The organism is Streptomyces sp. NBC_00443 (assembly GCF_036014175.1).
Taxonomy (GTDB): domain Bacteria; phylum Actinomycetota; class Actinomycetes; order Streptomycetales; family Streptomycetaceae; genus Streptomyces.
Genome location: NZ_CP107917.1, coordinates 224,653 through 239,841 on the forward strand (window position 1 = coordinate 224,653; position 15,189 = coordinate 239,841).

General features: G+C 70.9%; 11 protein-coding genes and 2 pseudogenes. 6 read left to right on the forward strand and 7 right to left on the reverse strand.

Going from position 1 to position 15,189, the window contains the following annotated elements; translation table 11 throughout:
- Positions 1 to 8: 8 nt before the first annotated feature.
- Entirely contained in the window at positions 9 to 935 is a 927-nt protein-coding gene (locus OHO27_RS01070) for a PfkB family carbohydrate kinase (protein WP_328419395.1), read from the forward strand.
- A 97-nt stretch (positions 936 to 1,032) separates the two neighbouring features.
- On the opposite strand, the gene OHO27_RS01075 is transcribed toward OHO27_RS01070, so the two are convergent.
- The 3 genes from OHO27_RS01075 to OHO27_RS01085 all read right to left on the reverse strand — a co-directional run bounded on the left by OHO27_RS01075 (position 1,033) and on the right by OHO27_RS01085 (position 3,944).
- Positions 1,033 to 2,550 (reverse strand): FGGY-family carbohydrate kinase, encoded by a 1,518-nt coding sequence (locus OHO27_RS01075; RefSeq protein ID WP_328419397.1) that lies wholly within the window; start codon positions 2,548 to 2,550, stop codon positions 1,033 to 1,035.
- 722 nt (positions 2,551 to 3,272) lie between these two features.
- Positions 3,273 to 3,575 (reverse strand): galactose-binding domain-containing protein, encoded by a 303-nt coding sequence (locus tag OHO27_RS01080; protein ID WP_328430312.1) that lies wholly within the window; start codon positions 3,573 to 3,575, stop codon positions 3,273 to 3,275.
- Between the two features lie 30 nt (positions 3,576 to 3,605).
- On the reverse strand, positions 3,606 to 3,944 hold the full coding sequence (locus OHO27_RS01085; protein ID WP_328430732.1) for a hypothetical protein: 339 nt from the start codon (positions 3,942 to 3,944) through the stop codon (positions 3,606 to 3,608).
- On the opposite strand from OHO27_RS01085, the pseudogene OHO27_RS01090 reads away from it, so the two are divergent.
- Positions 3,907 to 4,495: pseudogene (locus OHO27_RS01090) on the forward strand (pyridoxamine 5'-phosphate oxidase family protein). The gene OHO27_RS01085 and the pseudogene OHO27_RS01090 sit on opposite strands and share 38 nt — an antisense overlap.
- A 344-nt stretch (positions 4,496 to 4,839) precedes the next feature.
- On the opposite strand, the pseudogene OHO27_RS01095 reads toward OHO27_RS01090, so the two are convergent.
- Positions 4,840 to 5,129, reverse strand: a pseudogene (locus OHO27_RS01095) (LysR family transcriptional regulator substrate-binding protein); the annotation flags it as partial.
- Positions 5,130 to 5,446: 317 nt separating this feature from the next.
- Between OHO27_RS01095 and OHO27_RS01100 the strand changes: the two are divergent.
- On the forward strand, positions 5,447 to 5,641 hold the full coding sequence (locus OHO27_RS01100; protein ID WP_328419399.1) for a hypothetical protein: 195 nt from the start codon (positions 5,447 to 5,449) through the stop codon (positions 5,639 to 5,641).
- Between the two features lie 354 nt (positions 5,642 to 5,995).
- Here the strand turns inward: OHO27_RS01100 and OHO27_RS01105 are convergent, their stop codons facing one another.
- The gene (locus OHO27_RS01105) at positions 5,996 to 9,253 is read right to left on the reverse strand and encodes a carboxyl transferase domain-containing protein (protein ID WP_328419401.1); all 3,258 of its coding nucleotides are present in this window, start codon (positions 9,251 to 9,253) and stop codon (positions 5,996 to 5,998) included.
- Positions 9,254 to 9,255: 2 nt separating this feature from the next.
- On the reverse strand, positions 9,256 to 11,019 hold the full coding sequence (locus tag OHO27_RS01110) for an AMP-binding protein (RefSeq protein WP_328419403.1): 1,764 nt from the start codon (positions 11,017 to 11,019) through the stop codon (positions 9,256 to 9,258).
- A gap of 652 nt (positions 11,020 to 11,671) precedes the next feature.
- Between OHO27_RS01110 and OHO27_RS01115 the strand changes: the two genes are divergently transcribed.
- Both OHO27_RS01115 and OHO27_RS01120 read left to right on the forward strand, forming a co-directional pair.
- Complete coding sequence (locus OHO27_RS01115) at positions 11,672 to 12,445, forward strand: calcium-binding protein (protein ID WP_328419404.1); 774 nt, start codon at positions 11,672 to 11,674, stop codon at positions 12,443 to 12,445.
- Positions 12,446 to 12,510: 65 nt separating this feature from the next.
- Positions 12,511 to 13,287 (forward strand): calcium-binding protein, encoded by a 777-nt coding sequence (locus OHO27_RS01120; protein ID WP_328419405.1) that lies wholly within the window; start codon positions 12,511 to 12,513, stop codon positions 13,285 to 13,287.
- Positions 13,288 to 13,446: 159 nt separating this feature from the next.
- Here the strand turns inward: OHO27_RS01120 and OHO27_RS01125 are convergent, their stop codons facing one another.
- Positions 13,447 to 13,788, reverse strand: a complete 342-nt coding sequence (locus tag OHO27_RS01125) for a helix-turn-helix transcriptional regulator (RefSeq protein ID WP_328419406.1) — start codon at positions 13,786 to 13,788, stop codon at positions 13,447 to 13,449.
- 72 nt (positions 13,789 to 13,860) lie between these two features.
- Between OHO27_RS01125 and OHO27_RS01130 the strand changes: the two genes are divergently transcribed.
- Positions 13,861 to 14,157: a DUF1330 domain-containing protein gene (locus tag OHO27_RS01130; RefSeq protein ID WP_328419408.1), complete on the forward strand. Its 297-nt coding sequence runs from the start codon at positions 13,861 to 13,863 to the stop codon at positions 14,155 to 14,157.
- Positions 14,158 to 15,189: the final 1,032 nt, after the last annotated feature.

The window sequence follows — 15,189 nt, forward strand, 5'->3', positions numbered from 1 at the left end:
GAACCCACATGAGCGCCGGACCGGAACCCGGTGATCAGGAACCCGCAGACCAGCCTGCCGTCGTCGTCGCCGGAGACGCGCTGGTGGAGCTCACCCCCGCCCGCATGGCCGAGGGTGCCGCGGCCTTCCAGCCACGTCGGGGCGGCTCCTGCCTCAACGTCGCCGCCGGTCTCGGCCGGCTCCGAGTCCCTACGGCACTGCTCGCGCGCCTCTCCGACGACCACTTCGGCGATCTCCTACGCGCGCACCTCGCGGCATTCGGCACCCGGCTCACCCATGCGCTGCCTGCGTCCGACCCCACCACTCTCGCCGCTGTGCAGCTGCGCGAGGACGGGTCGGCCGCCTCCTCCTTCTACGCGAACGGCACCGCCGACCGCGGCCTGTGCTCTGTACACCTCGCTGCTCTCCCGGACGGCGGCGCACTGTCCGCGGGGACGGCTCTGCACCTCGGGTCGCTGGGTCTGCTGCTCGAACCCCTGGGCTCCACGCTCGACGGGCTGATTCGCCGGGAGGCCGGCCGGCGGCTGGTGTCCCTGGCCCCGAACGTGCGGCCGGGCCTGATCCCCGACCGCGCCGCCTATCTCCGGCGGTTCGCCGAGTGGGTGGCGCTCGCCGACGTGGTGAGGGCGAGCGGCGAGGACCTGGCCTGGCTCCGGCCGCATGAGCCGTACGAGGCGGTGGCCGAACGCTGGATCGCGTCCGGGGCGGGACTCGTCCTGATCACGTTCGGCTCCCGGGCGCCCCGCTCCGGTGGTCGAGGTCGTCGGCACGGTGGGAGCGGGCGACGCCTTCACCGCCGGGGTACTCGCCCACCTGCACCACGCCGGCCGGCTCAGCCGCGAAGGCGTCGCCGCTCCGGGGCCGGCGACCTCACCCGGCTGCTGTCCTACGCCGTGGAGATCGCTGCCGACACCTGCACCCGCGCGGGCGCCTAGCCGCCGTACCACCACGACGACGAGCCGATCCCCGTGTAGCGGCACCAGCCGTGCCCGAATGCCTGTCGATCACTCATGTCGCCGGCTCGTCCGGCACTCACTCCGGAGTCTCGGGCGTGTCCAGGCGAGCCCAGACCGGTCGGAGAGCCTCCAGCGCCTCCCGGTACACCGCATACGCCTCGTCGAGTACGGCGACCCGGTCGGGACGGGGTTCGTGGCGCCTGAGTACGGCGGGGGTGGCGCGCGGGTCCGTCACGTCGTCGAGCAGTCCGGCGGCGGTGGCGGCGAGCAGGGCCGCTCCCCGGGCAGCACTCTCCTGCACGTCGGTCACCACGACCGGCCGCCGTAGGGCGTCGGCGAACATCTGGCTCCATACCGCACTGTGTGCGGCCCCGCCGGTCAGCCGGGCCGCCGCCCCGGTGACCGGCAGCTTCGAGCAGAGCGCGTCGACGTGCCAGCGGTGGTTGAGGACCACGCCTTCCATCAGGGCCCGCAGCAGGTGGCCGCGGCCGTGCCAGCCACGCAGTCCGAGAAACGTCCCCGACGCGGGATGCGGGTGCGGGGAGCCGTAGACGAACGGGTGGAACAGCACCTCCGACGGACCGTCCAGGCATGCCTCGACCTCGCGGCCGATCGCCTCGTGGACGCCGTACCGCTGGTCGGTCGGTGCGCCAGTGACCCGCAGGAACCACTCCAGGTTCGCCACCGACGCGGGCGAGGTGGACATGGTCATCCACTGGCCCGGGCGGACGAAGTGACGGACCTGCCAGCACGGATCGACGACCGGACGCTCGCTGATCACCTGGTTGATGCTGAAGGACCCGGCGATCAGGGACAGTTCGCCCGGTGTCGTGCCGCCGACCCCGAGCGCGGCGGCGTCGACGTCGTGGGCGCCCGTGACAACGGGCGTGCCGGCGGTGAGCCCGGTGAGCGCCGCGGCTTCACAGGTGACGGTTCCGCTCACCGCGTCGCAGGGCAGCACGGGCGGCAGCAGGTCGGCGAGCGCGTCGAGGCCGTACAGGTCCAGCAGCTCCAGCGAGTATCCGCCGCGCCGCATGTCGGTGAATGAGGCACTGGCGTCCGTGGGATCGGTGGCCGCCACACCCGTCAGCCTCAGGCGCAGCCAGTCCTTGCAGGACAACAGCCAACGCGCCCGCTGAAGCACCCCTGGTTCATGGCGGGCGAGCCAGGCCAGCAGGGCGGCCGGGGAACCCGCGAAGGGCACCGTGCCCGACAACTCCAGGGCACGGGACCAGACCGGAGTGCCCCGCCACTCCTCCAGCACCGGTTCGGCGCGTGTGTCCATCGCCACGATCGCGGCGCGCACCGGCCGGCCGAGCTCGTCGACGGCATACAGTCCGTCGCCGTGCCCGGCCACCCCCACCGCGGCGACAGCCCGCCCCGCGTCCGGACCGGCCTCGGCGAGACAGGCGGCGATGGCCTGGTGCGCCGTCCGCCACACCTCGTCCATGTCCCGCTCGACCCAGCGAGGCCGAGGGGTCTTCAGCGGCAGTGGGCCGCTGCCCCGCGCCACCGCTCGGCCGGTGGCATCGAACAGCACGGCCTTGGTCACGGTGTGTCCCGCGTCGACACCGACCACCAGTTCACGCGCCACAACTCACACCCACCCCAAGCCGCGGGCTTTGACCGCCGCAGCGCACCGGCCGACGGCCGCGAAGTCGGCGACGAGCCGCGCCGAACGCGGCGCTGGGGCGGCGCCGGAGCCCCTTGGTTCCCGGTCAGTCAACGCCGCGCCCCCGTCCGAAGCGCGGGCCGCACACCTCTGCCAGGGCCTCGACGTACCGGCAGGGACGCGTCGATCAACAAAGACCAGAACGCACACTGCGGTCTCCTCGCATACCGAAGCCACGATCCAGTGGGCCGATCGTCCCACGGAGCCGGTCGGCGCGCCCTGACCGGTGCCGGCGCGTGCCGGAGTGCCGATTTGCGCTGGTCAGAGCCACGTAGACGGTGTACCACCAGCAGACGCAGCGTAGCCAGCACCAAGTCAGCACGGGAGTCAGCATCCCACCTCTCAAATCGTGATCGAATAGTGCAACTCGGGCGGCACGCTCGCGGGCTCGATTGAGGCTCTCGCGGCGGCTCCGGCGGCGCCCTCATGGTGACCGCACGCACCTCCGCGCGCAGAACTATGGTGCCCCACCACATGTGCCACTGACCTGCGGATTCCTACGGTATGGCGGCACGCATACGTCCGCCAACCGCTTGGAAGTGGTACCGATGTCCTCCCCCGCGACCGCTCCCCCACCCCCCGCCAGCCTCAAGCGCATCGTCGCCGCCAGCCTCATCGGCACCACCATCGAGTGGTACGACAACTCATTCGATCGGGGCTAGGCCTTGCCGCTCTTGCGGTTGATCACCTTGTAGGTGCCGAGGTCCGCGGTGAAGGACGTCGTAGACCTCCAGGTTGCGGATCGACGCGTACACCCCGGTGGGCAGTCCGGTGACGGTGCGGACGTACCGTGCCTGGGCCTGGAACACGGCCGTCTGGACCTGGCGCGTGCCGGGGCTGGCGGTGTTGTCGACGAGCGTGGTCCACGTGCTGTTGTCGGTGGAGCCCTCGATCTTGTACTGGTAGTTGGTCTTGTCCAGTTCCCAGGCGATCCGGGTGCCGGTCAGCGGGCGGGTCGAGCCGAGGTCGACCTTGAGTCAGTGGCCGGTGTTGCCGGTGTTCGCGCACCAGCGGGTGGCGGTAGCTCCGTCGACCGCCTTGGCTGCGGTGTTGCTCTTGGACGTCTCCTCGCTGTCGGCGGTCGCGGTCTTGCCGGTGGCGATGTCGGCCGGCTGTACGGAGCCGTCCAGTGTGACCCCGACGACGCCGTCCTCGGGGGTGCGGGTGCGGTTGATGCCGGCGATCGTCACCCTGCCGTCCGTGCCGAGGGTGTACGGGAGATCGGTGCCCGCGGCGACGTCGAAGACGCGGGTGACCTGGGCGTCCCCGATCGACGGGGTGGTGAAGTACGAGCGCCAGGTGCAGAGCCGTCTCACACCGCGGATGGTGGACTTCATAGGGCGGCAGACCATGGCGTTCCTGTCCACGTCGGACGCCGGCGGAGCCTGCGACGTCACATTCCGTGCCGGCCCCCCGGGCTTCGTCACCGTGCTGGACGACGGCACCCTCACCTACCCCGAATACCGTGGCAACGGGGTCCTCGCCAGCGCGGGAAACATCACCGAGAACCTCACATCGGCCTGCTCTTCGTCGACTTCACCCATGACCACGTCGGCCTGCACGTCAATGGCGCCGCTCGGCTCCACCGGGACGAGGAGCAGCGGCGGGCCTACCCCGCCTTCCGGTGGAAACCGCCCCAGGACGCAGGCCCGAATTCTGGGTGCACATCACGGTGGAGGAGGCGTATGTGCACTGCTCCAAGCACATCCCCCACCTCGAGCCGGCACCGCGTCCACGCCCGGGGGCCCAGTGGCCAAAGGATGCCCATTACTTCGCCCCCGCGCCGCGCACCAGTCCCCACCGGACGAGGGCGAGCAGACTGCGGGCACTCACACCGGATCACTGCCGGGCAGGGGTTGTCCCGTGAGGGGCCGGTCCGCGGGCGGGGCAGGCCGCGGTCACCGGGGCCCGCCTCGAAGAGTTCGATGTGGAACTGGGCACCCGTCAGCAGCACCAGACCTCCTGCGGGGACGTGGGCATCGAACGATGCGTCAGGCGATGGTCACGGGCCGCGGGGTCTTCGAGATGATCGTCGCCGTACGGGCCCCTACGGCCACTCCCCCGCAGGCCATCACGGCCACGAACGGTGGCTCCGGACCTACGGATTCCACCAGCCCTTCCGCGACGTGCGGTCCTGAACGGTCAGTCCCGCCAGGCCGGTACCCCACATCTGGCATGCGCCGACAGCCACGTCGGCGCGGGGGACGATGCGGGACCAGTGCGGGCCGGGACAAGCGTCATCCCCAGCCCGTGGGCGGCCCAGCGTACGGCCGCCGCCGTCTGGGACACGCGGGCGACCGCGTTCGGAGTCAGATCGTTGTCCCGCAGCACGTTCAGCAGCACACCGTCGAGCGCACTGTCCCGGTCGAACCTCACCCACGGCTCCCCCTCCAGCTCGCGCAGCTCACCCGGTCCGCGGCGAGCAGCCGGTGCCCGGCGCTGCGCTCGCCCGCCGCCATCAGGGCGAGGTTCAGCACACCCCGGCGGCACAGCCGCTCCACGATCTCCATGATCCGCCGGTACTCCGGGGTGAGGACCTCCACTCCCATGACCTCGATACGATCCGGCACCGGCCGCATCAGGGGCACTTCGTAATCCCTCGTCGCGTTGCTCGACGGCGAGGTCGACCGTGGGCGTCGGCCTCGCCGCGATGCGTGCGGCTGGACGAGAGTTCAGGGCTGCGGCCAAGCTGCGCGGCCGCCGCTCGCGGCTCCAGATCTGCCGGCCTGTTTCGCGCCCTTCAGCTTGCGTCGGTGCTCTGACTCGGACGGTGATCCGCGCGTGGTCGTACCCACCCGGCTCAGGCGACGGGTTGTAGATGATCGCGAACGTTTGCCGTACGTCGCCGAAGCGGTCGGAGTACGTCACCCTCGACGGGCCGGTGCGCTTCGGCTCGGCGGTCATGTCGTACGTACGAAGGAAGTCCTTGACCCTCGAGTCCTGGCTGTTGCCCACCTTGTACCGGAGCACCGCGGTGCCGTCCTTCTCCACCTTCGCGTACGTCGGTATGTAGTAGCGCCCCGCGGGTTGATGCTGATCGTGGTGCATCCCCGCCTTGCGCTCCACTGCCTCCTTCGGACCGTCACCGGCCGGCGTGAGCAGCGCGACGGCCGCCCAAGCGAGAGCGCCGAGCGTCCACACCACGCACGAGGCCAGGAACCCCACCAGCCACCTGCGCCGGCGCTGCCTCGTGGGGCCCGTACGTGTACTCACCTGGACCATGCCGATGTCGAGGCGCTGGTTCGGCTGCCCGGGGCGACGCGGCGACCTGCAAGACGCTCGTGGGGACGCTGGGACCGCTGGTGTGGTCCGTCGTGGGCGCCCAGTTCTCCGACGCACGGGCCGTGTGCCGGGCGTCGGCGGGCCTTCACCAGGTGTCGACGCAGCGGCGCGAGCCGCGCTGCCCGGGCTCAGGGTCAGGGTCATGCAGCAGTGCGGTGATCCAGCGTCGGGACTCGGCCGGGTCGATGACGTCGTCGATCTCGAAGACCGAGGCGACGTTGAGGGCCTTGCCGTGCTCGTAGGCGGCAGCGACCCTGCGGGCGAACTCCCGCTCGCGCTCGTCCGCGTCCTCGATGGCCGCCAGCTCCCGGCGGTAGCCCAGCCGCACCGCACCCTCGATGCCCATCGGCCCGAACTCGCCAGTGGGCCACGCCACCGTGAACCGGGGGATGCGGAAGCCGCCGCCGGCCATGGCCTGGGCGCCCAGCCCGTAGCCCTTGCGCAGCACGATCACTCCGAAGGGCACCGTGAGCGCCGAGGCGTGGACGAACATGCGGCTGACATGCCGGACGGTCGCGGTCTTCTCCGCCTCGGGGCCGACCATGAACCCGGGTGTGTCGCACAGGGAGACCACCGGCAGCCCGAACGCGTCGCACAGCTGCAGGAAGCGGCTCGCTTTGTCGGCCGCGTCGGAGTCGATGGCGCCGCCCAGATGCCGCGGGTCGTTGGCGAGGATGCCGCACGGGCGGCCCTCCACCCGGGCCAGCGCGGTGATGACGCCGCGTCCGAAGTGCCGTCGCAGCTCCAGGACGGAGTCTGCGTCGGCGAGGGTGGCGATGACCGCACGCACGTCGTACGCCCGCCGCCGGTTCTCGGGAATGAGATGGCGCAGCCGACGCTGGTCGGGGCACTCCCAGTCCGTCACCGGGCCCTGGAAGTACGACAGATACGTGCGCGTCAGCCGGACGGCATCCGCGTCGTCCTCGGCCTCGAGATCGATGACGCCGTTCGCCCGCTGGACCTCGACCGGCCCGATGTCCTCCGGGACGTAGCTGCCCAGTCCCCCGCCCTCGATCATCGCCGGGCCGCCCATGCCGATGCTGGCCTCGGGCGTGGCGATGATGACGTCGCAGCAGCCGAGCAGCGCGGCGTTGCCGGCGAAGCAGCGCCCCGAGCCGATGCCGACCAGCGGCACCTTCCCGCTCAGGGACGCGAACAGCGCGAAGGCCATGCAGTCCAGGCCGGAGACCACCGTGCCGTCCACATCGCCCGGCCGGCCGCCGCCCCCTTCGGCGAACAGGACGACGGGCAGGTGCGCCTGTTCGGCCAACGCGAAGAGCCGGTCCTTCTTGCGGTGGCCCATCACCCCCTGGGTGCCGGCCATCACGCTGTAGTCGTACGACATCGCCACCACGCGGGCGGTCCGGGGGCCGAACCGGTCGGCTCCCACCGTGCCCACGCCGCCGACCAGGCCGTCGGCGGGGGTGCGGCGGATGAGGTCGTCCAGGGACCGGCGGCTGCGCTGGGCGGCGATGGCCAGGCCGCCGTACTCGACGAAACTGCCCGGGTCACACAGGTCGGCGATGTTCTCACGGGCGGTGCGCCGACCCTCGGCGTGCCGCCGAGCGACCATCTCGGGGCGGTCGGCGTCGTCGCCGAACCGCTTGCGCGCCCGCACCTCCTCCAGATCGGCGCGTGGGGCGTCCGGGTCCGGCCGCTCCTCGGGGTGCGGCTCACCGTCCGCCGCGCCGGTGGCCTCCATCACCACCAGCGGCTGACCGTTCTCGGCCAGCTCGCCCAATTCTGCCCGTACGGCGACGACCACGCCGTCGCCCGGCGCCTGGAGCAGGTGCTCCATCTTCATGGACTCCAGGACCACCAGTGTGCTTCCGGCCCTTACGCGCTCGCCTTCGGCGACGGCGACGTCGACGACGGTGGCCGTCATGGGCGCGGTGACGGTGAGCGTGCCCTGCGGCTCGACAGCGTCGGGGACCTCCGCGTCCTTCTCCGCGTCTGTCTCCTGCGGGACCAGTGCGGGCAGGAGTTCGTCGAAGAGCGCCGTGTGCAGCCGCCCGGCGACGACCTCGGGTGCCTCCAACAGGCGCCGCAAAACCTCGGCGTTGGTGGCGACTCCCTCGACCCTCAGCTCCGCCAGGGCGCGGCGGGCGCGGGCGAGCGTGTCGGGCAGGCTGCCGGAACCGTCGTGGGCGACGAGCTTGGCCAGCAGCGAGTCGAAGCGCGGGCTGACCCGGCCGCCGGGGAACGCGGCGGTGTCGACGCGCACACCCGGCCCGGCAGGCGGCCAGAAGACGTCCAGCGTGCCGGCGGCGGGCAGCACCGTCCCGTCGGGGCGGACCGTCTCGGCGTTGACCCGCACCTGCACCGCACAGCCGCGGGGAACTGGAGCCTGCCCCGCCCCGATGCGGTGGAGGCTCTCGCCGGAGGCCACCCGCAGCTGGGCCTTGACCAGGTCGATGCCGGTGACCTCCTCGGTGACGGTGTGTTCGACCTGGATGCGCGGGTTTGCCTCCAGGAAGTAGAAGCCTGAGGAGCCCTCGCCGGTGTCCACCAGGAACTCGAACGTGCCGAGACCGGCATAGGCGACCTCCCGGGCCATGCGCAGCGCCGCATCGTGCAGCCCGGCCCGCACCGCCTCGTCGAGGCCGGGCGCCGGCGCGATCTCCACGATCTTCTGCCGGTGCCGCTGCAGGCTGCAGTCGCGGTCGCCGTAGCCGACGACGGCGCCCGTGCCGTCGCCGAGCACCTGCACCTCGACATGGCGGGCACGCCGCAGCAACTGCTCGACGTAGACCGCGCCGTCGCCGAAGGCGCGCGAGGCCTCCGAACGGCAGCGCCGGACGGCCTCCTCCAACTGCCCTGCCCCGTACACCGCCCGCATGCCGCGCCCGCCGCCGCCGGCGACCGCCTTGACCATCACCGCGGCACCCTCGCCGAGGCCGGCCATGAACGCACGCGCCTCCTCGATGCCGGTGTCGCCGTACGTCGCCGGCAGCACCGGCACGCCAAGGCGCGCGGCGAGTTCACGGGCTGCGGTCTTGTCGCCGAGGGTGCGCAGTACCTCGGGGCGTGGCCCGACCCAGGTGAGTCCGGCGTCAGTGCACCGCTGCGCGAAGTCGGCGTTCTCGGCCAGCAGCCCGTAGCCGGGGTGGACCGCGTCGCAGCCCGTGCGCACCGCCGCGCCGACCAGGGCCGCCGCGTCCAGGAAGGCCCCCGGCCCCTCGCCGTCGAGCACCACGACCTCGTCCGCCATGCGGGTGTGCAGCGCGTCCGCCTCGTCGCGGGAGCGCAGCGCCACCGTCAGCAGGTCGAGCTCGCGGGCGGCGCGGATCACCCGTACCGCGATCTCGCCGCGGTTGGCGACCAGCAGCTTGGCCAGACCCATCGTCACCGGTCCTTTCCGTAGGCATCGGCAGCGGCCGGGGACACCGGAGACACGGCGGTGCGCGCGGCCTGCTCCAGCAGCTCGCCCTTCTTCACCTTGCCGGTGGTGGTCATGGGCAGGGCGTCGACGCACCGCACCACGGGCACCTTGTAGGGGGCCATGTTCGCCCGCGCCCACGCGCGTACGCCCTCGGCGTCGAGCGCGGCACCGGGGCGGGGCTGGACGAACGCCAGCGGCACCTGGCCCCGGTGGGGATCGTCCATCGGTACCACCGCCGCGGTCAGCACATCCGGGTGCCGGGCCAGCAGCGCCTCCAGTTCGGACGGGAAGACGCTCATACCCGAGACCTTGATCATCTCCTTGTTGCGGCCGAGGTAGTGCAGGCACCCGTCCTCATCGATCATTCCGATGTCGCCGGTGTGCAGCCAGCCGTCGCGCAGGACCCGGCCGGTGGCCTCCGGCTGCCGCCAGTATCCGGTGAGCAGGGACGGGGAGCGTACGAGGATCTCGCCGCGCTCGCCCAGCGGCAGCGGCTCGGCGCTGTCCCCGTCGGCCACCATGAACTCGGTTCCCGGCACGGGCAGTCCGCAGAAGACCGGCTCGGTCAGCAGGTCGTGGTCCCCGTCCTGGAACCCGGTGGTGAAGGAGTCCGCCGTGTGCGTCTCGGTCATGCCGTACGCCGCCTCCTGCAGCACGCTGTGCTCGCCGACCAGGGAGCTCCACCGGGACCGGATCGCCGGTGTCAGCTTGCGCACGAACGACATCGCCCGCGGCTGCGCCAGGCTGGACAGGTCGGTGCCGGGCAGGCCGGGGTGCTCCATCAGCTCGACGTAGTTGTCGACCGTGCCCAGCATCAGCGTCACTTGGTACCGCTCGATCGCCTGCAGCACGGCCTCGGGGTCCCACCGGGTGAGCAGCACGATGCCGCTGCCGGTGAGCAGCGGCAGCAGGATGCCGAAGTCCTCGCCGGCGATCCAGAAGACCGGCACGTAGATCAGCAGCACGTCGGGGTTGTCGCCGGAGAGGTCCATGCCGCTGGCGGCCGCCGCCGTCGCCGCGGTGTAGAGCATGTGCCGCTGGGTGTGTTCGCATCCCTTGGGCAGGCCGGTGGTCCCTCCGGTGTAGTTGAGGGCGGCGGGCGCGGCCAGGTCGGCCGGCTGGTCCTGGCCGCGCTCGCCGCCGACGGCCTGCGCCCACCCGCTGCCGACCGAGCCGACGGCTGCCAGGCCGGGCGGCAGCGGCAGCACCGGAGCGGAGGGGAGCATGTCGGCAAGGCTGGTGACGAGTACGTTCCGTACGGCGGTGTCGGGCCGCACCGCCTCGACCAGCGGTAGCAGGGTGTCCAGAGTGATCAGGACCTCTACCCCGGCGTCGGCCAGCTCGTGCCGCAGCTCGTACTCCCGGAACATCGGGTTCACCGGGACGTGCACGGCTCCGGCGCGCAGGATGCCGAGCATGGCAACAATGAACTGGGGGCAGTTGGGCAGGAACACCCCGACACGGTCTCCGGGGCGTACGCCGCTGCGCCGCAGCCAGCCGCACAGCCGCGCCGTCAGGTCCTCCAGCGCCGCGTACGTGATCTGCTCGCCGTAGAAGGTGATCGCGACGCGGTCGGGATGGCGCCGGGCCCAGTGCCGCAGATGGTCGGTGAGCTGCCGCTGCCCGAGCGGGTGCACCACCTCCCTCGGCATCGAGTCCGGCCATACGCGCTGCTGGCGGGCCCGTACATCGGCCAAGTACTCCTGCACGCGCGCACTGTCCGCCACGACGGCCTCCACCCGGTCCGGCATACCAACTGGTCGGCATGTTCCGCATCACCGTAGGGGAGCCCGCGGGCCGGGACAAGGGTCTGGACGCCGTGGGGGCAGGCCGAACCCTTGCAGATCGACCGCGGGCCGAATCAGCGTTACCAGCGACTAATTGAATGCGCTACGGATGAATCGTGAATTGACACAGCCGGGACTGATGCAAATCAAACGGCCGGCATGCCCGCAGATGATCCCATTACCGTCCAGGGGGACGATCCACGCGCGGAGACCGTTGTATTCGGCAATGGCGCTAATTCGGCTTCAGCACTGCTTCGCATTCAGACATGCTCTGGGTGCCCAGGCGCCGGTGCCGATCACCGGGTCGAGCGGGCGTCGGCCATGACGGAATGGGACGAGTCTGCGCGGACTGAGGACTGTTGAATGCAGCAAGGACATCCGGGTGTCACGCCGGGATGGGCCGCAGCCGCACGTTCGGCGCTTGCGGCCACACCATTTCCCCGGCGCTGCGCCGGGGCCCGCTATCGGTCCCGGCTGCGGTCGACAGACCGCAAAGGAAGCGCTCCTTTGCGCAAGCACCGGAAATTCCGGCCGAGAAGCAATGCGCACAGCTGCGAGATCGAAATTCAGCGCCCTATTTCAGGAGCAGGTCATGAAGCGAACGCACCATCGCACCGTGGCACTTCTGGCCACGGTGTCCGGTCTTACCCTTTGCCTCACGGGCGTGGCCCGCGCGGCCGACGCACCGACGCCACGTCTTCTCGCCACGACGCTGGTGAACAAGACCGGCACCACCATCACGGTCACCGCCGGAGTCGGCCGGGGCAACACGATCAGCGTCTGGCAGTCAGGCAGCAGCATCAGAATCAGGGACACCGGAGACACGGTCGCACCGTCCGGCGACTGCACCGCCAGCAGCACGACCGAAGTCGCCTGCAGGGCCGCCGACACCACCGAACTCGTGGTCAACGCCGGCGACCAGGACGACAACGTCACCTCCTCGCTGGCGGCCCTCGGCGTCACCCTCATCGGCGGTGCCGGCAATGACAACCTCTACGGCGGATCCGCCAACGACACCCTCGAAGGCGACGAGGGATCCGACTTCCTCTCCGGCGGCGCAGGAAACGACACGCTGACCGGGGGAGCCGAGGCGGACAGGATCTTCGGCGGCTCCGGCAATGACTCCATCGAGGGACGCGGCGGCTCGGACATCGTGGACGGCGGTGCCGGCAACGACGTGATCTACGGCGGCGGCGGCAACGAGCAGATCGTCACCGGCGCCGGCAACGACTACGCCGAGGGCGGCAACGGCCGGGACACCATCGACGCCGTGGACAACGTCAGCGGCAACGACTACGTCGAAGGCGGCGCCGACGTGGACGACTGCCGCGCCGACTTGGGCGACAACGTCAGCGGATGCCCCTGACCAGCGCGAGTGAGCAGCACGCCAGTACCCGTACACGGCGAGACAACACGAAAAGGCGGGCCCCGATGAGAACACGAAGCATCTGCACCACGGTGGCGGCGATCGGCGCACTCACCTGCGCCCCGCTGACCGCCGCCTTCGCCGCGCCCGGTGCGGCCCCCGGCACAAGCCTGGCCGGGACCACGGTCGTGCAGGAGGTGGGCGACGCCCTGGTCGTCACAGCCGACCAGGGTGTGGCGAACGACATCACCGTCCGGCGTCAGGGCAACGTTGTCGTGGTGACGGACGCGGGGGACACCGTATCCGCCGTAGCCCCGTGTCAGTCGACGGGGACGCACACGGCAGAGTGTCCGCTGCCCGTCACATCGATAAGGGTCAACGCCGACGACGCCGATGACAGCGTCACCATCTCCCCGAACCTGGAGGCCGCCGGAACGGTGATCGGCGGTGCGGGTGACGACCGCCTCAACGGCGGCCCCCGGGCGGACCGGCTCGTCGGCGACGACCCGGCTGCCACCGGACCGCGGGCGACGCCGGGCAACGACACCATCAACGGCGGCCCCGGCAACGACACGATCTCCGGGCTGGCCGGCAACGACACCCTCAACGGCAATGCCGGCAACGACACCCTCAACGGCGACGATGGCAACGACACCCTCGGGGGTGCCCAGGGCAACGACACCCTCACCGGGGGCCGCGGCAACGACACGCACCTCGGCGGCGAGGGCAACGACACCCTCAACGCCGTGGACAACATGATCGCCAACGACAGTCTGGACGGCGGCCTCGGCTTCGACACCTGCAACCGCGACACCGGCGACACGGCCGTCAACTGCCCCTGATCAACCACTCGTTTCCTCGGTACTGCGCTGCACACCGGCGTCGGGTTGGGGAAGCACGGGAGCTCCCTGGGAAATGATCGGATCGGAGGTGTCGCCGGACAGCCGTACCGGCTGTCCGGCGGCAGGATGACAGCCGGTGATGAACGACTGCTGGGGCGCCTACTGCACCAGTCGCGGCGCGTGTTGTGCGCGCCTGAAGCGTCCGGGAGCGACGCCGAAAGCGCGCTTGAAGGCGTTGGCGAAGGCGAACTCGGAGGTGTACCCGACCTGTTGGGCCACCGCTGCGAGTGGATCGTCTCCACCGCGCAGGATCCGAGCCGCGGTGCTCAGCCGCCACCAGGGCACATACGCCATCGGTGCCTGTCCCACCAAGTGGGTGAACCGCCTCGCGAAGACTGTCCTCGACATGCCGACGCGATGGGCGAGTTCCTGCACCGTCCACGGGTACGCCGTGTGGCGGTGAATGTGGTTGAGCGCAGCGGCGATCGCCGGATCGGTCAACGCGGCGCACCAGCCGGCGGAGGGGCTGCGCGATTCGACAGATCCCGACCTCGACACGCAGGAGTATCGATCATGCCCGCATACGTCGTCATAGACCTTGATGTTTCCGATCCCGCCGGATTCCAGCAGTACATCGACGGTGTGACTCCGCTCATCGAGCAGTCCGGGGCTCGCAACCTGCTGATCGACGACAATGCCGTCGCCCTGGAAGGAGACTGGGAGCCCGCCACCCTGGTCATCCACGAGTTCGCGTCCAAGGCCGCGCTGCAGGAGTTCTGGGACTCGCCGGAGTACCAGCCTCTGAAGGAACTACGCCGTAAGTACTCCTCGGTGAAGGTCGTCGCTGGACAGAGCCCCGACGTGCCCTGACAGCACACCGCCAAGCCCACTCCGAGCGGAGGGATGCGGCCGTCAGCCGGCGGCGGATTGAGACAACGCCATACGGACTGCGTATCGCTTCACAAGGAAACCGTGAGCACCCTGGCGGCACGGCTCCCCCAACACGCGACAACAACCCAACGCTCCTGGCACGCAGGCCAGTTCACAGATTGCTGGTGTGATCGGGCCCGGAATCCTCGGAGGTTGGTCGAGGAGGACTGCCGATGGGATTCAACGAGGCCGAACCGCTCCGAGCCCGCACGTCGGGGCGTGACCCCGCGCAAGAAGTCCAGGACTCCTTTCAGACGGTCCTGGACGCGCTGGATGCCGCACGCGCCGACCTGTACGCGATGGAGGAGGAGTACAGGCGGACCGCAAACCCGCCAAACCGGCCGCCGTCCTTCGATGACCAAAGCGAAGCAGGCGGGAACGGCGGCCCCGCTCATCCCACCCCGTTCCCGTCGCCGCCCCCGTACCGACGGACACAGGGGGTGGGGCCTCGACCTGAGCTGGTTCCGGTCGGCCCGCAAGGCCTCTTACCGTCGGTCGCGGACCTGCCGCACCCCGGTCGCCTGCACCGGGCCCCGCAGGATGCCGCGGTCGAGCCGCTGTGGTCACGCGGTAGGCGACCGGAGGCAGTCCCGCCACCAGAGGCGGCAAGGCCTCCCGCCACGAGCGACGGAGGCCCGACGCGCCCCGAGCCGCCGGCCGCCTTCCCGCCCTCGGCGACTTCCCCGGACGGCGCGCACCGCACGACCGACCCACCTGCGGACACCCCCCACTCGGCCGCCCGCCAAGGCTCGGCTTCGTCAGCGGACCGCCTTGTCGCCCCGCCCTCCCTGGCGCCACAGCGACCCGAACCCGTTCGCACGCATGAGCAGAAAGGAAGGCGAGGACATCGGCGCATCACCGACCGGCGGCACACCCGTGTGGCCGGAGTCTTCGGACTGGGTGCCGTGAGCGGATTGATCGTTGCCTCTTCGCTGCTCGGCAACGGGCATTCGGCACCGGCAGTGCCCCCCC